The 14,079-nt window shown below is 57.0% G+C and carries 15 protein-coding genes and 2 tRNA genes; 5 read left to right on the top strand and 12 right to left on the bottom strand.

The features are described 5' to 3' along the window. The coding region (locus tag B3R00_RS05765) for a tyrosine-type recombinase/integrase (RefSeq protein ID WP_286997979.1) at positions 1-563 on the top strand (563 nt) is incomplete at its 5' end. Positions 564-614: 51 nt separating this feature from the next. Here B3R00_RS05765 and B3R00_RS05760 read toward each other — a convergent pair. From B3R00_RS05760 to tolB, 5 genes are all read right to left on the bottom strand, one after another. Next, positions 615-690: transfer RNA gene (locus tag B3R00_RS05760), tRNA-Lys, on the bottom strand. 81 nt (positions 691-771) lie between these two features. Continuing rightward, complete coding sequence (locus B3R00_RS05755) at positions 772-1,536, bottom strand: tRNA threonylcarbamoyladenosine dehydratase (RefSeq protein ID WP_286997987.1); 765 nt, start codon at positions 1,534-1,536, stop codon at positions 772-774. 59 nt (positions 1,537-1,595) lie between these two features. Then, entirely contained in the window at positions 1,596-2,348 is a 753-nt protein-coding gene (gene ybgF, locus B3R00_RS05750; RefSeq protein ID WP_219164426.1) for a tol-pal system protein YbgF, read from the bottom strand. Between the two features lie 3 nt (positions 2,349-2,351). Beyond that, complete coding sequence (pal, locus tag B3R00_RS05745; RefSeq protein WP_286997975.1) at positions 2,352-2,870, bottom strand: peptidoglycan-associated lipoprotein Pal; 519 nt, start codon at positions 2,868-2,870, stop codon at positions 2,352-2,354. Between the two features lie 70 nt (positions 2,871-2,940). Next, the gene (gene tolB / locus B3R00_RS05740) at positions 2,941-4,263 is read right to left on the bottom strand and encodes a Tol-Pal system beta propeller repeat protein TolB (RefSeq protein WP_376747696.1); all 1,323 of its coding nucleotides are present in this window, start codon (positions 4,261-4,263) and stop codon (positions 2,941-2,943) included. A gap of 142 nt (positions 4,264-4,405) precedes the next feature. Between tolB and msbA the strand changes: the two genes are divergently transcribed. Continuing rightward, positions 4,406-6,181, top strand: a complete 1,776-nt coding sequence (gene msbA, locus B3R00_RS05735; RefSeq protein WP_376747695.1) for a lipid A export permease/ATP-binding protein MsbA — start codon at positions 4,406-4,408, stop codon at positions 6,179-6,181. A 142-nt stretch (positions 6,182-6,323) separates the two neighbouring features. Here the strand turns inward: msbA and B3R00_RS05730 are convergent, their stop codons facing one another. From B3R00_RS05730 to mltG, 6 genes are all read right to left on the bottom strand, one after another. Beyond that, on the bottom strand, positions 6,324-7,004 hold the full coding sequence (locus tag B3R00_RS05730) for an ankyrin repeat domain-containing protein (protein ID WP_286997973.1): 681 nt from the start codon (positions 7,002-7,004) through the stop codon (positions 6,324-6,326). Then, positions 7,001-7,810, bottom strand: a complete 810-nt coding sequence (locus B3R00_RS05725) for a TatD family hydrolase (RefSeq protein WP_286997971.1) — start codon at positions 7,808-7,810, stop codon at positions 7,001-7,003. Before B3R00_RS05725 ends, B3R00_RS05730 begins: the two co-directional genes overlap by 4 nt. 75 nt (positions 7,811-7,885) lie before the next feature. Next, complete coding sequence (locus B3R00_RS05720; RefSeq protein ID WP_219164422.1) at positions 7,886-8,245, bottom strand: PilZ domain-containing protein; 360 nt, start codon at positions 8,243-8,245, stop codon at positions 7,886-7,888. 19 nt (positions 8,246-8,264) lie between these two features. Then, positions 8,265-9,272 carry a DNA polymerase III subunit delta' gene (gene holB, locus B3R00_RS05715; RefSeq protein WP_286997968.1) on the bottom strand — a complete coding sequence of 336 codons (1,008 nt, stop codon included), beginning with the start codon at positions 9,270-9,272 and terminating at the stop codon, positions 8,265-8,267. Beyond that, entirely contained in the window at positions 9,269-9,931 is a 663-nt protein-coding gene (gene tmk, locus B3R00_RS05710) for a dTMP kinase (RefSeq protein WP_286997967.1), read from the bottom strand. The genes holB and tmk overlap by 4 nt, the downstream gene beginning before the upstream one ends. Before the next feature lie 71 nt (positions 9,932-10,002). Beyond that, on the bottom strand, positions 10,003-11,010 hold the full coding sequence (mltG, locus tag B3R00_RS05705) for an endolytic transglycosylase MltG (protein WP_376747694.1): 1,008 nt from the start codon (positions 11,008-11,010) through the stop codon (positions 10,003-10,005). A gap of 33 nt (positions 11,011-11,043) precedes the next feature. Here mltG and B3R00_RS05700 point away from each other — a divergent pair, with 33 nt between their 5' ends. Further along, positions 11,044-11,946 carry a YgfZ/GcvT domain-containing protein gene (locus tag B3R00_RS05700; protein WP_286997966.1) on the top strand — a complete coding sequence of 301 codons (903 nt, stop codon included), beginning with the start codon at positions 11,044-11,046 and terminating at the stop codon, positions 11,944-11,946. A gap of 156 nt (positions 11,947-12,102) precedes the next feature. Here the strand turns inward: B3R00_RS05700 and B3R00_RS05695 are convergent, their stop codons facing one another. Further along, on the bottom strand, positions 12,103-13,197 hold the full coding sequence (locus B3R00_RS05695; protein ID WP_286997965.1) for an NAD(P)-dependent alcohol dehydrogenase: 1,095 nt from the start codon (positions 13,195-13,197) through the stop codon (positions 12,103-12,105). Positions 13,198-13,513: 316 nt separating this feature from the next. On the opposite strand from B3R00_RS05695, the gene B3R00_RS05690 reads away from it, so the two are divergent. Continuing rightward, positions 13,514-13,590, top strand: a tRNA-Pro gene (locus tag B3R00_RS05690). Positions 13,591-13,684: 94 nt separating this feature from the next. Continuing rightward, positions 13,685-14,035: a single-stranded DNA-binding protein gene (locus tag B3R00_RS05685; protein WP_219164417.1), complete on the top strand. Its 351-nt coding sequence runs from the start codon at positions 13,685-13,687 to the stop codon at positions 14,033-14,035. Positions 14,036-14,079: the final 44 nt, after the last annotated feature.

The raw sequence follows: 14,079 nt of genomic DNA, 5'->3' as shown, positions 1-14,079 counted from the left end.
GTTCTGCGTGGAAATCAACAAAAGTGCAGGAATGCGAGCTGTCATACCTGACATCTGATCAGATTCATGATCTTTTATCGGAGCTGCAGAAAGGAAAGAACCGCCATGCAGCTATGGTTACAAAAGTCTGCTTGGCAACCGGTGCACGGTGGAGCGAAGCTGAAAGTCTGGAAGCACGCCACATACTCAACGACCAGATTCAGTTTGCAGGCACCAAATCCGGGAAGATCCGCTCGATTCCCGTTAACACTGAGTTGGCCCAGGAGCTCCGATCACACCACATCAAAGCTGAGACAGGCCAACGCCTGTTTGCTCCCTGCTACTCGGCATTTCGTGATGCAATCGAACGCTCAGGCATCAAACTTCAGAACGGGCAGCTTACCCACGTATTGCGGCACACGTTCGCGTCGCACTTCATGATGAATGGCGGCAACATCTTGGTGCTCCAGCGCAGCCTGGGTCATGCCAATCTGACCATGACGATGCGCTACGCCCACTTAGCACCCGACCACCTGCAAGAGGTTGTCAAGCTCAACCCGTTGTCTGCGTTGACACTTGGTTGACACCAGAAACGAAAAAAGGACTTAGGCGTTAACCTAAGTCCTTGAATTCTTTGGTGGGTCCTGCGAGATTCGAACTCGCGACCAACGGATTAAAAGTCCGCTGCTCTACCGACTGAGCTAAAGACCCAACCTGCTAGCTAAAGAATGTATCTAACTAGCGAATGCATGAATTGTAGCATCGATTTTTTTGCGTTTTTAGCAAAACGTGCTATTTTTTCGAGTTACTCGCAATTTGATCCAGAACCCAACCTGCGGCACAGTGCCCAAAGGTAGCTGTCACAGCGACACTAGAGCCGTATCCGCTACAATTCAAACCGCCATCGCTGTTTTTTAACTGACATGAAGCATCAGGCTGCGACACCGCTTCCCGGCTAAATACAGTAGTCACCCCAATCTTCTTACCTTCTTTGGGCGCATTAAATTCTTTGCGCAGCCGATAGCGCAACTGCGCCAGAAGTGGATCATGTGTTGTCTGCGATAAATCATTCACTTCAACTTTGTGCGCAAAACGCTTGCCACCCGCGGCTCCCACAGCGATAAATAAGCGTCTATTACGACGTGCCCACTGTGCCATTGACAGCTTGGCCTTGACTTGATCACATGCATCAATCACAGCATCCACACCAGCGGGGAGAATCTTGGGCCAATTTTCTGGATCCACAAAGTCCTCAATACAGTGAACTATGCATGCGGGGTTGATCTGCGAGATGCGCTGACGCATAGCATCGACCTTGGCCTTGCCTACCGTATCTGTAAGTGCGTGAATTTGTCGATTGATATTGGATTCAGCCACATTGTCCAAATCAATCAGGGTCAAGGTGCCTACGCCGCTGCGCGCCAAAGCCTCTGCACTCCAAGACCCTACGCCGCCGATCCCGACCACGGCCACATGAGCAGCACGAATACGTGCTGCCCCTTCTACGCCATACAAGCGCTCCAACCCACCAAAGCGACGCTGCAAATCCACGTCCATAAAAAAACCATCGCTGGCAGAGCCGACGATGGCGTTGCTGACATTCTCAGTAGAGGTCATTACTTCAAACGTTGTAGGCGATCTTTCGCCGTCGTTGCGGCCTCCGTTCCCGGATAGGCCTTCACCAAATCTTGCAGCGTTTTGACTGCACCCTTGGTGTCCTTCAATTCAAGCTGACAGTTCGCAATAGAAAGTGATGCATCTGCAGCGCGTGCATGCTGCGGTGCAGCCTTGAGCATGGAGCGGAAATTGGCTATCGCTTCTTTATAGTCACGACCTGCGTATTGCGTGTTACCCAGCCAAAAGCGCGCAGAAGGCATATAGCCACTGTTTGGATACGTGTTCACAAAGTTCGCAAATTCCTTGCGAGCCTCTGCGAAGTCACCTGCGCGGAATTTCTCCAGCGCAGCTTCGTAATCACGCTTTTCCGCAGGATCTGCAACAAACTCCAAGCCATCTACCTGCACCTGTGCAGGTTCAAACTTGCGCAGGCGGTCGTCCATGCCTGCTGCCAAATCTTTTTGGCGACGCTGCAGTTCAGCGACCTCTCGCTCCAACTGCTCCTTCGCGCCGGTCAACTGTGCCATTTCACGGCGCATGGTTTCAATTTGCGCTTGCAAATCCAACATGCTGCGGCGCATTTGAGCCGCTTCTCCAGCACTGCTGTCAAAGCGTTGACGCAGCTCCAAAATAGCGCGGCGGGCTTCCGCATCTTCCAAAAAGGCGTGTGCAGGATGAACAAATGCCGCGCACAGGCCTGCGACAGCCAATGCACGGCAGCTCATCCGCAAAATTCCATTGCGAACGTTCATGCTTTAACGGTAAGAGATTTCAGCGCGACGGTTCTGCGAGTATGCAGCTTCGTTGCTGCCAGCAGCAGCAGGCTTTTCTTCACCAAAGCTCACCGCTTCTACCTGGTTGTCGCTCACACCCAGCAGAGTCAAAGAGCGGCGAACAGCTTCAGCACGCTTTTGGCCCAAAGCCAAGTTGTATTCACGGCCACCACGCTCGTCGGTGTGACCTTCGACAGTCACCTTGCGCGAAGCATCAGCCTTGATGAAACGCGCATTGGCGTCCACCAGACCTTGGGCATCGGGCTTGACCACAAAGCTGTCAAAGTCAAAGTAAACCACGCGGCCCACACCCTTGGGACCACCATCTGCGTCGATTTGCGAACCGGTCAGGTCCACACCAGCCACACCGCTGGCAGCGCCAGAAGTGTTAGCGCCACCGTTAGCAGCAGCGGAGTTTTCATCCAGCTTAACGCCAGAAGAGCAGCCAGCCAACAAGGCAGCTACAGACAATGCGATAGAAACACGCTTAAACGTAATCATTAAATTCTCCTTGCCTAGGTATGCTAGGTCACTAATAGAACGCGAGCCGCTCACAAAGGTTTACGTAAATTTAATATTTTTGATAAGGACCCCAGTCGGGCTCTCGGATTTCGCCGCTTTGTCCTGCCAGACGTGCTTTGATCTTGCCGTCCAAAGTTGTCGTCATCAGTGCTTCACGCCCACCTTGCTTGGTGGCATATGCAATCAAACGACTGTTCGGTGCAAAGCTGGGGCTTTCATCATCCGAGGTCTCTGTGACAGCCGTGGCCGTACCAGTTTCCAGATCCATCACGTACAGCTTGAAGCCCCCTCCCACGCGGGAAATATAGGCCAGCCAGCGGCCGTCGGGGCTCACCGAAGGTGAAATGTTGTAGTTACCCGAGAAGGTCACGCGTTGTGCATTGCCACCCGAAGCAGAGACTTTGTAGATTTGTGGCGAGCCACCACGGTCGCTGACAAAGTAAATCGTCTTGCCGTCAGCAGAGAATGCGGGCTCGGTATCAATGCCATTGCTTTGTGTCAACCGCATGGGCTGACCGCCTTGCGAGCTGATGCGGTAGAGCTGTGAAAGCCCATCGCGCGTCAGGGTCACGGCCAAAGAGTTTCCGTCTGGCGACCATGCCGGCGCACTGTTGGAGCCCTTGAAGTTCGCAACCAAACGACGGCGGCCACTGGCCACTTCGTGCACATACACCACGGGTTTGCGCGCTTCAAACGACACATAAGCCAGCTCACCACCATTGGGGGACCAAGCGGGCGAGATGATGGGCTCAGTGCTCGAGAGTGCAGACTGCGCATTCTCACCATCCGCGTCGGCCACCCACAGCACGTAGCGCTTGCCGGCCTTGGTTACATAGGCAATCCGGGTCGAGAAAATCCCGCGTTCTCCCGTGAGTTTTTCGTAGACAAAGTCCGCAATGCGGTGTGCCACCAGACGCAAATCTGCGGGAGCCACGGCAAACCCCTGCCCCCCAAGGTCTTGGGTCTTGACCACATCCCACAACCGAAAACGCACGTCAAAGCGGCCATCCGCCAAGCGTGTGACACTGCCCGTTACCAGTGCGTCTGCAGCACGCTGGCGCCACAGCGCCATATCGGGACGAGAGGTTTCATCCAGTTTCTCGCCAGCGGCATCAATGTTGCGAAACTGCCCGCTGCGCTCCAAGTCTGCACGAATAATCTGCGAAATCTTTTGGGGCGCGCCGTCTTCGCCGCGAAAAGCGGGCAGAGCAATCGGAAGCTGGGTAAGGCCAACGCCTGTGACTTCCACACGAAATTGCGCCAAAGCGGGCAATACCGGTGTGGCGGCCATGGCCGCGAGCAAAGTACGACGGGAGGCAAACGGCAAAGCCGCTTGGATAGAAGATAGTTGGGATTGGTGTTCAGTATTCATGCGCAGCCAATATGTGCCGGAAGATAGAAGATGCTCCGGGTACGCCCTAGGATGTTACACACACTTCTCCACATCTGACCGGATAGCCGCTGTGTCAATATGTATAACAGAGGTTGATACGGGCACGTAAAATCAACCTCACATGCAAACCACAGATAAAAACATCCGCATGGCGGCCCCCGCCACGACAGAACTTACTTTACGCCAGCGCTTGATGCGCGTTGCGCCCTACTTTGGCAACCAGCGTCTTGCATGGAGCTTGGCGATCCTGGCAACGCTGGTGGGCGCTATCACAGAACCTCTGATCCCGGCTTTGCTACAACCTCTGCTAGACAATGGTTTTACTGAGGGCTCGCTGAACCTGTGGATGGTTCCGCTTTTCATCATTGGTTTATTTTTTATCCGTGGCATTGCACAGTTTACGGGGCAATACGCGCTCTCTCGCATTGCCAACGAAGGGATGCTGCGCCTGCGCAAAGATCTCTTTGAGCGCGTACAAGTAGCTCGAATGGATTTGTTTTCCAAACAATCTGCAAGCGCCTTGTCCAACACCGTGGTCTACGAAGTACAAACCGGCGCCACCCAATTGGTACAAGCCTTCCTGGCCATTTCGCGCGATGGTTTCACGCTCATTGCACTGCTGGGCTACTTGCTGTATCTGAATTGGCAGCTGACTTTGGTCGTCGCCTTTATCGTCCCGGCCGTCGGCTGGATCATGAAAACGCTGTCAAAGCGTTTGTATCGCATCACCAAGAGCAGTCAGCAATCGACCGACGCATTGGCATATGTGGTCGAAGAAAATGTACTTGCACACCGTGTGGTACGACTGCATGGCGCTCAGCAAGCACAAGCTGCGCGTTTTGGGGATTTGAGCCGCCAATTACGCAAACTCAACATCAAGTCCACCATTGCCTCGGCAGCCATGACCCCCACTACCCAGCTCATGGCTGCAGTGGCACTGTCTGCGGTGATTTGCATAGCCTTGTGGCAAGGCCGCAGCGAAAACGTGACGGTTGGCAGCTTTGTTGCCTTCATCAGCGCAATGCTGATGCTGATTGCCCCGCTACGCCGCATGGCGGATGTCGCCAACCCTATCACTCGTGGCGTTGCCGCACTGGAGCGCGGTTTGGCTTTGATGGAAGACAGCGATGCAGAGCAAAGCGGCTCCCAGCGCCCCGTCAAGGTGCAAGGCCATATTGAGTTGCGCAACCTCAGCGTGTCTTTTGGCGATGACAAGGCCCCCGCACTGGACGGTGTGAACTTACAGGTGAACCCCGGTGAAGTGCTCGCCTTGGTCGGCCCATCGGGCGCAGGCAAGACCACCTTGGTGAACTTGCTGCCGCGTTTTATCAATCCCACATCCGGTGAAATTTGCATGGATGGTGTGCCGTTGCAGGACTGGGATCTGAACTATCTGCGCCAGCAATTTGCCATGGTCAGCCAGGATGTGGTGATGTTCAACGACACCGTGGCTGCGAACGTGGCCCTGGGTGCCGAGGTGGATGAAGCGCGCGTGTGGGCAAGCTTGGAAGCAGCCAACCTCGCCGATCATGTGCGCCTCATGCCGCAAGGCATTCACACCGAGGTGGGCCACAACGCAGTGGAGCTTTCTGGCGGCCAACGCCAACGTTTGGCGATTGCACGCGCCTTGTACAAGGACGCGCCTGTGTTGATTTTGGACGAAGCGACTTCCGCACTCGACACCGAATCCGAGCGCTTGGTGCAGCAAGCACTGCAAACGCTGATGCAAGGCCGCACCACCTTGGTAATTGCACACCGCCTGTCCACCATTGAGCACGCGGACCGTGTGGTGGTGATGGAGCGTGGCCACATTGCCGAGCAGGGCACACACGCTGAGCTGCTGGCCATGCATGGCTTGTACGCACGCCTGCAGGCACACACAGGCAGCCAGCCTTAAAAAACATAGCGCCCAGCGCTTGCTTAGAACTGCTTCCAATTAACAATGTATTGGAAACTGGCTTTAGGCAAGCGCTGGGCGCTACTTTTTTCTCGATGAGTTGCACGCAAACCTGCACCTTCGTGCAGCGCATGCTGGGCGCTTACCAGCTGGCCTTGGAGCGGCGGGTGGCCTGGTAGGCTTGCTCCAGCATTTCCACCATAAAGGCGCGGTCTGAGCGGCGCGCAAAGTCCACTGCACTCAGCCCCAACTCGTTGCGTGCTTGCACATCGGCGCCAGCGTCCAGCAGCAGCTGAACCATGGCTTGTGATCCATATTGCGCCGCCAGCATCAGTGGTGTGCTCTTGTTGGGAGATTCGGCATCAATGTACGCATGCTGATCGAGCAGCAGCTGGGCAATGGCCGTGCTGTGCGCGGTGTCTGCACTGGCGGCATAGTGCAACGGTGTCCAGCCCGGATGGTTCACGCGTGCGCCCAGCGCCAGCAATTGCTTGACCACATCAATATGCCCTTTGATGCAGGCATGCATCAACGCCGTCTCCCCCGCCGGGCTGGCAGCATTGATATGGATAGCGGGTGCTTTGATCAGCTCTTGCGCCACCCGCAATGATTCCAGCTGCATGGCCTTCACCAGCGCAGGTCGACCACGTTCATCCACGCTATTGGGGTCTACGCCCTGCTGCAGCAACTTGCGCACCTGCACGAAGTTGTCGCGAATGATGGCGGTCTGCAAATCGGCAGCCACATCTGCATGCGCCAGCGGCCATACAGCGGCAGCGAAAAAACCCATGCCCAGCGACTGCAACAGGACTCGTCGGTTCATCCGTTCACCACCTCTTTAAACAAACGGTCAAAGTTCTCGCTGGTCAGCTGCGCCACGGCTTCCATGGTCATGCCCCGCACCAGGGCCACCTGCTGGGCCACAAAGGGCACATAGGCTGGACTGTTGATTTTGCCCCGGTAAGGCACGGGTGCCAAATACGGGCTGTCCGTTTCAATCAAGATGCGATCTGCGGGGACAAAAGCGGCCACATCGCGCAAGTATTGGGCACTCTTGAACGTCACGATGCCAGAAAACGAGATGTAAAAACCCAGGTCCAGTGCTTGTTTGGCCACTTCCATGCTTTCGGTAAAGCAATGAAACACACCGCCTGCACTGCCTGTGCTGCCGTCTTCGCCCTCTTCTTTCAGAATGCGGATGGTGTCTTCGTGCGCTGCGCGGGTATGGATCACCAAAGGCTTGCCGCACTGCTGGGCTGCGCGAATGTGGGTGCGAAAGCGCTCACGCTGCCACTCCATATCGGCCACGGTGCGGCCCCCCTTGCGGTCTTCCATGCCGTAGTAGTCCAAGCCCGTCTCACCAATACCCACCACGCGGGGCAGTGCGGCACGCTCTACCAAGTCTTGCACGCTGGGCTCTGTCATATGCTCGGTATCGGGGTGCACCCCCACCGTGCACCACAGGTTGTCATAGCGCAGGGCCAAGGCATGCACATCCGGAAATTCTTCCATCGTGCAGGAGATGACCATGGCGCGCGTCACCTGCGCCTGCGCCATGGCCTCTTGAATGGCGGGCAAATTGGCAGACAGCTGCGGAAAGTTCAAATGGCAGTGGGAATCGGTAAACATTCGCAATCAATCGTACAAAAATAATGCCGGCCTTGGTGCACCCCAAGCCGGCATTGCAAGAAAACCGTGGCTGGCCTACAGCGTTTGCGTGGGTCTTTCCGAAGCAATCGCAGTACCCAAAATCTGCTCAATTTTGGCTTTGAGCTGCTGCGACTTTTCGTCCTTGGGAAAACGCACGCCAATACCTTGTGTGCGATTGCCACCTGCACCGGCGGGCGTCACCCAGCCCACCTTGCCCGCAATCGGGTAGCGCTGCGTGTCTTCAGGCAGGGTCAGCAGCACATACACATCATCACCCAGGCGGAACTCGCGCGACGTCGCCACAAAGATACCGCCTTCAGCAAACAAAGGAATGTAGGCAGCGTACAAAGCCCCTTTTTCTTTGAGGGCCAGTTGCAAAACACTGGGGCGAGGAGGTGGCGTCTGCGTGCTCATGGATGTCGTGTAAATCGCTTTAATGCTTGGAGTGTAGGACTGTGCGCGCCTGTGCCACAAGGGCCTCCGTCATCAAACCCGCATTAAATGGATGCTCCGCCGTGCGTGCTTCCTGTGCGAGCGATTTGGCCCAGCGTGCCAAGATCATTGCCGAAGGCGCTTGGGGGAGGTCTTGGGCCGCAAAATAACGTGGCCCGCCGCCCTGGGCAACGCACATCAGGTCGTGGCAGAGCTTTTGCAACCATTGCACCACTTCGGGTTGCGCCATATCAGCAAAGATGCTCACATCACCGGCAGCCACGGCTTTGGGCAAGCGCTGAAAGACGTCCAACCCTTTGCCCGCTTGCGCCATCGCCAAGGCGTCCAGCGGTCTGCCCCCCGCCGCTCTGAGCCAAGCCTGTGCAGCTTCTGCCGCCAGGCCTTGCTGCTGCAGCCACTGCAACATTTCGGGCTCTGCAGGCCAGGCCATGGTGTGTGCCAAGCAACGGCTGCGAATCGTGGGCAACAACTGGTGTGCAGCTTCTGTCGCCAAAATAAAACGCACGTCCCCCGGTGGCTCTTCCAGCGTTTTGAGCAAGGCATTGGCCGTGATGGCATTCATCTGCTCTGCCGGGTAGACCAGCACCGCCTTGCCGCGCCCACGGCCGCTGGTGCGCTGGGTGAATTCCACGGCATCACGCATGGCATCCACCCGAATTTCTTTGCTGGGCTTGCGTTTTTTATCGTCAATCTCGGACTGTGCCTTCTCGCTCAAAGGCCAGCCACGCTCCAGCATGTCGACCTCCGGCATCAGCACACACAAATCCGCATGGGCATGCACATCAATGCTGTGGCAGCTGGCGCAGTGGCCGCAAGCGCCCTGCTGCGTGGGCTGCTCACACAACCACGCACGCACCATGGCCATGCCCAGCTCAAACTGCCCCATGCCCGACGGGCCTTGCAACAACCACGCATGCCCGCGCTGGGCCAACAAGGCCTGGCGCTGCTGCGCAAGCCACGGGGCCAACAGGCCAGTGGACGCGCTCACGCTGCGGCCCCCGAGGCCTGCTGCAAATAGCCGCGTTGCTGCAGCACCAGGGCCACTTGCTGCCACACCGCTTCACGAGGCTGGTGCGCATCGATGCGTGCAAATCGTTGGGGAGCCTCTTCACAGCGACGTGCATAGCCAGCCGCCACTGCAGCGAAAAACTCTTGGGGCTGCGCCTCAAAACGGTCTGGCACACGCGCGGTGGCCAGTCGCTGCGCCGCCACTGCGGCGGGCAAATCAAACCAGATGGTCAAATCAGGTTCTCGCATGAAATCTGGCTCTAGCGCGCATCCAGTCTGCGCCATACGCTCTAGTATTTGCAGCTTATTCCAGTCAAAACCACGGCCCGCACCTTGATAGGCAAAAGTGGCGTCGGTAAAACGATCACTCACCACCACCTCTGCACGCGCCAGCGCAGGCTCAATCACCTGCACCAAATGGTCGCGGCGTGCAGCAAACACCAGCAAGGCTTCGGTCAGGGGGTCCATGGCATCGTGCAGCAGCAATTGCCGCAGCTTCTCCGCCAAGGGCGTGCCGCCCGGCTCACGCGTCAAGGTCACGGAGCGGCCAGCATCGCGAAAGGCTTGCGCCAAAGCTTCAATGTGCGAGGACTTGCCCGCGCCATCTATGCCTTCAAAGCTGATAAACAAGCCGGTCATGGGTGTCTGCTTCAAAACAAAATCTCTATCTACAAGTTCTGCCGTGTACGGCCAAGGTGTTAAGCACCACGCTAATTGCCGCCACGGATGTAGCGGTTGACCGCCCGGTTGTGCTCATCCAAATTCGGGCTGAAGTGGCTGCTGCCATCGCCACGCGCTACAAAATAATAAGCTTTGGTCGGCTCTGGGCGCACCGCAGCCAGCAAAGACGCTTTGCCGGGCATCGCAATCGGCGTGGGTGGCAAACCCGCCCGTGTATAGGTGTTCCACGGGGTATCAGTTAGCAGATCTTTGCGGCGAATGTTGCCATCAAAGGTCTCGCCCATGCCATAAATCACCGAAGGGTCGGTTTGCAGCCGCATGCCTGCGCGCAAGCGATTGGCAAACACCCCCGCAATCTGCCCCCGGTCACTGGCGCGGCCGGTTTCTTTTTCCACGATGCTGGCCAAAATCAATGCCTCGTAGGGCGACTTCAGTGGCGTGTCCGCACTGCGCAGCTCCCACATCTCGTCCAAACGGCGCTCCATGGCATGCAAAGCGCGGCGCAGCACAGCCAGCTCGCTGCTGCCTTTGGCATAGGTGTAGGTGTCGGGGAAGAACATGCCCTCAGCGGCAACGCCGGGTTTGCCCAAAGCCGCCATGATGTCTGCTTCGCTCATGGACACCGTGTCGTGCTTGAGGAATTCGTCCTTGGCAATCAAGGCCCGCATCTGGCGGAAGGTCCACCCCTCCACAAACGTGATGGCACGCAAGCTTTCTTCACCGCGCACCAGCTTTTGCAACAGGCTGCGCGGCGTGGTGCCTGCCGTCAACTCATAGTTGCCAGCGCGTATTTGGCGATCTTGTTGGGAGAGGCGAAACCAGTAATACAGCAGCCGGGCATCGGTCTGCACCCCCGCTTGCACCACGGCCTGCGCTACGCCACGCGGGGAAGTGCCGGGCTCAATCTCCAGCTCCAGAGTCTGTGCAGACATGCGCAGCGGCTGACCCAGCCACCATGCCGCAGCCCCACCTGCCAGGGCGGCCAATGCAGCCAAAAATAACAGCACCATCAAAAAACGTCGCACAACCTTTTGCATCCTCTGATAAAGAGCGGGGATCATAATTCACCCATGACCCAGACACTCCAAGGCATTGCCCCCATTTCACATCTGGGCGTCATCCGCGTACAGGGCGATGACGCTGCCAGCTTCTTGCACGGCCAGTTGACCAATGACTTTGCGTTGCTTGATCTGCACCAAGCACGCTTGGCCGCTTTTTGCTCGGCCAAAGGCCGCATGCAAGCCAGCTTTATTGGTTTCAAGCGTGCGCATGACGATATTTTGCTCGTGCTCAGCCGTGACTTGCTGGCACAGACTCTCAAACGCCTGTCCATGTTTGTGCTGCGCGCCAAAGCAAAGCTCAGCGATGCCAGCGCCGAATTTCACCTGCAGGGCCTGATCGGCAACGCCGTGCCGCACAGCGAGCAAGCGCCGTGGGCCTTGCAGTCTGAAGGTGATGTCCACGTCGTCCACCTGTACCCTGCCGCTGGCCAAGCCCGTGCACTGTGGATTGCCCCAGCCAGCTCGGCAGCACCCGCCACCACATTGACCGCCGCGCAGTGGCTATGGTCTGAAGTGGCCAGTGGCGTGGCCACGGTTTCACAACCGGTCTATGAGCTTTTTGTGCCACAGATGCTCAACTACGAATCGATTGGCGGCGTGAACTTCAAAAAAGGCTGCTACCCCGGCCAGGAAGTGGTGGCACGCAGCCAGTTTCGCGGCACCCTCAAGCGCCGCGCTTTCATCGTCCATGCGGAGGCTGAGGTACAAGCTGGCACAGAGGTGTTTGCTGCCAGCGATGCAGAGCAAGCCGTCGGCACCGTGGTGCAAGCCGCGCCTGCACCCCAAGGCGGCTGGGAGGCCATCGTCAGCATGCAAATCAGTGCTGCGCCTGAGGCGTTGATGGCCGGTAGCGCCACAGGTTCGCCCTTGACCATCCTGCCTCTGCCCTACACCTTGCTGGAAGACATCTAAGCGCTGCTACCCCATTTGCCAGCAGTGCTGAGGCAACGCAGCAACGCAGCACCGCTGCACCGCTGCACCGCTGCACCGCTGCACCGCATTTGTCTCAGGCATCGCCGATAAAAAAGCCACCGCAAAGGTGGCTTTTTAGTGCGCTAATTTTTCAGCTCAGGGCTTGATAGCGATTTTGAGCACCCCATCACGCTGGTGCGCAAACAGGTCGTACGCTTCCGCGATATCGTCAAGCTTGCGCTGGTGCGTGACCATCACGCCCAAGTCCAAGCGATTGGCTTCAATCACATTCATCAGCCGGCGCATGCGCTCTTTGCCTCCGGGGCACAGCGCTGTGCGGATGGTGTGGTCGCCCAAGCCAGAAGCAAAGGCAGAGAGCGGAATCTTCAAATCTTCCGAATACACCCCCAGGCTCGACAACGTACCTCCGGGCTTGATCACCTTCATGGCTTGCTCAAACGTTGCCTGCGTGCCCAGCGCTTCAATCGAGCTGTCAGCCCCCTTGCCGCCCGTGAGTTTGAGCACCTCGCTGATCACATCCACATTGCGGAAGTTCAGCGTCACGTCGGCCCCCATTTTTTTGGCAATGCCCAGGCGGTGGTCATTTCCATCCACGGCAATGATGGTGGTCGCCCCCAGCAGACGCGCACCCGCTGTGGCGCACAGCCCAATCGGCCCTTGGGCAAACACTACAACAGTGTCACCAATTTTGATGTTGGCATTTTCCGCACCTGCAAACCCGGTGGACATGATGTCTGGGCACATCAGCACCTGCTCGTCCGTCAGCCCATCGGGGATGGGCGCCAGATTGGCCTGTGCATCCGGCACCAGCACGTACTCGGCCTGGGTGCCATCAATCAAATTGCCAAAGCGCCAGCCTGCGGTCGCCTTGTAGCCATGGCAGCCGCATAAGCCACGCGCACTCAGATAACTGCCGTCCTGGCTGGCGTAGCCATCTTGCGCCGCGTAACTGTTGAAGTTGGGGCAGATAGCGCCAGCAATCACGCGCTGCCCTTCTTGGTAGCCTTGCACGGCACCACCCAGCTTCTCGATCACGCCCACAGGCTCGTGCCCCACGGTCAAACCTTTTTCGACAGGGTATTCGCCTTTGAGGATGTGCACATCGGTGCCGCAGATGGTGGTGGTGGTGATGCGAATCAACGCATCATTGGGGCCGACATCCGGGATGGGCTTTTGCACAATCTCAATGCGCCCTTTCTCCAGAAAAGCTGCTGCTTTCATCATTGCCATATCGTGCTCCTTTACGCGTGGTGCGTGGTTGGGGACAAACATTCGACGGTGAGGTCTTCGAGCGCTAGCCAGATTCATTGTAGAAACTCTCTGCGCGCGCTCCAATGCCCCATATCAAGTCATTGATACACATCCAGCCGCCCAGGAATGCCTGATCCCATGCTGGGGCATCGAAGTTCGCTAGAATTGCGCGCTTGTTGTCCTCACAATGAAAGTGCCTAGCACCGTCAAAGCGTGGACATCGTTGGCCAAGTACCGAAAAGATTTGAAAACCTCCAAAGAGGCCAGTTTTTTCGGCATATAATCTAGGTCTTGTCGGCGTGTAGCGCAGCCTGGTAGCGCACTTGCATGGGGTGCAAGGGGTCGCGAGTTCGAATCCCGCCACGCCGACCATTGATATAGAAAAGGGCTAACAGCGCGCTGTTAGCCCTTTTTGTTTTTTATTTTTATTTTTGCCTGAAGACAGGCAGCAAAGAGCAAGAGACAAATGATTGAAGGTTTGATTACCGGACGTTTGACCACTGACCCCAGCGAGCGTACTGACCGTTTTGGCAAAACTTTCATGGTGGCGCGCATGCGCGCTACGGTAGGCGATGGCGGTTTGCGTGCCAACACCGGCGACGGCCCCAGCAGCCTGTTTGTGAACGTGGTGGCTTTTGACCCCGTGCCCTGCAGCCAGTTGCGCGAATTACTGGAAGGCGATGTTGTCTCTTTGGTGGGCCCCATCACCCCCAAGGTCTGGACGGATCGCCAAGACATCAGCTATCCCGCGCTGGATGTGGTGGCCTACCGTGTGATGGCGCTGCCCAAGCCTTCCGCCTCCGACTTCAATATCTGATCACTATCTGATAGGCGCTGAAGACGCCAATCATCTCCAAAAGT

Origin of the sequence: Comamonas sp. UBA7840 (assembly GCF_002501455.1) — a bacterium.
In the GTDB taxonomy this organism is placed as follows: domain Bacteria; phylum Pseudomonadota; class Gammaproteobacteria; order Burkholderiales; family Burkholderiaceae_C; genus Comamonas; species Comamonas jiangduensis.
The sequence above is the reverse complement of the archived record's forward strand: the minus strand, read 5'-3'. Positions and strand labels throughout refer to the sequence as shown.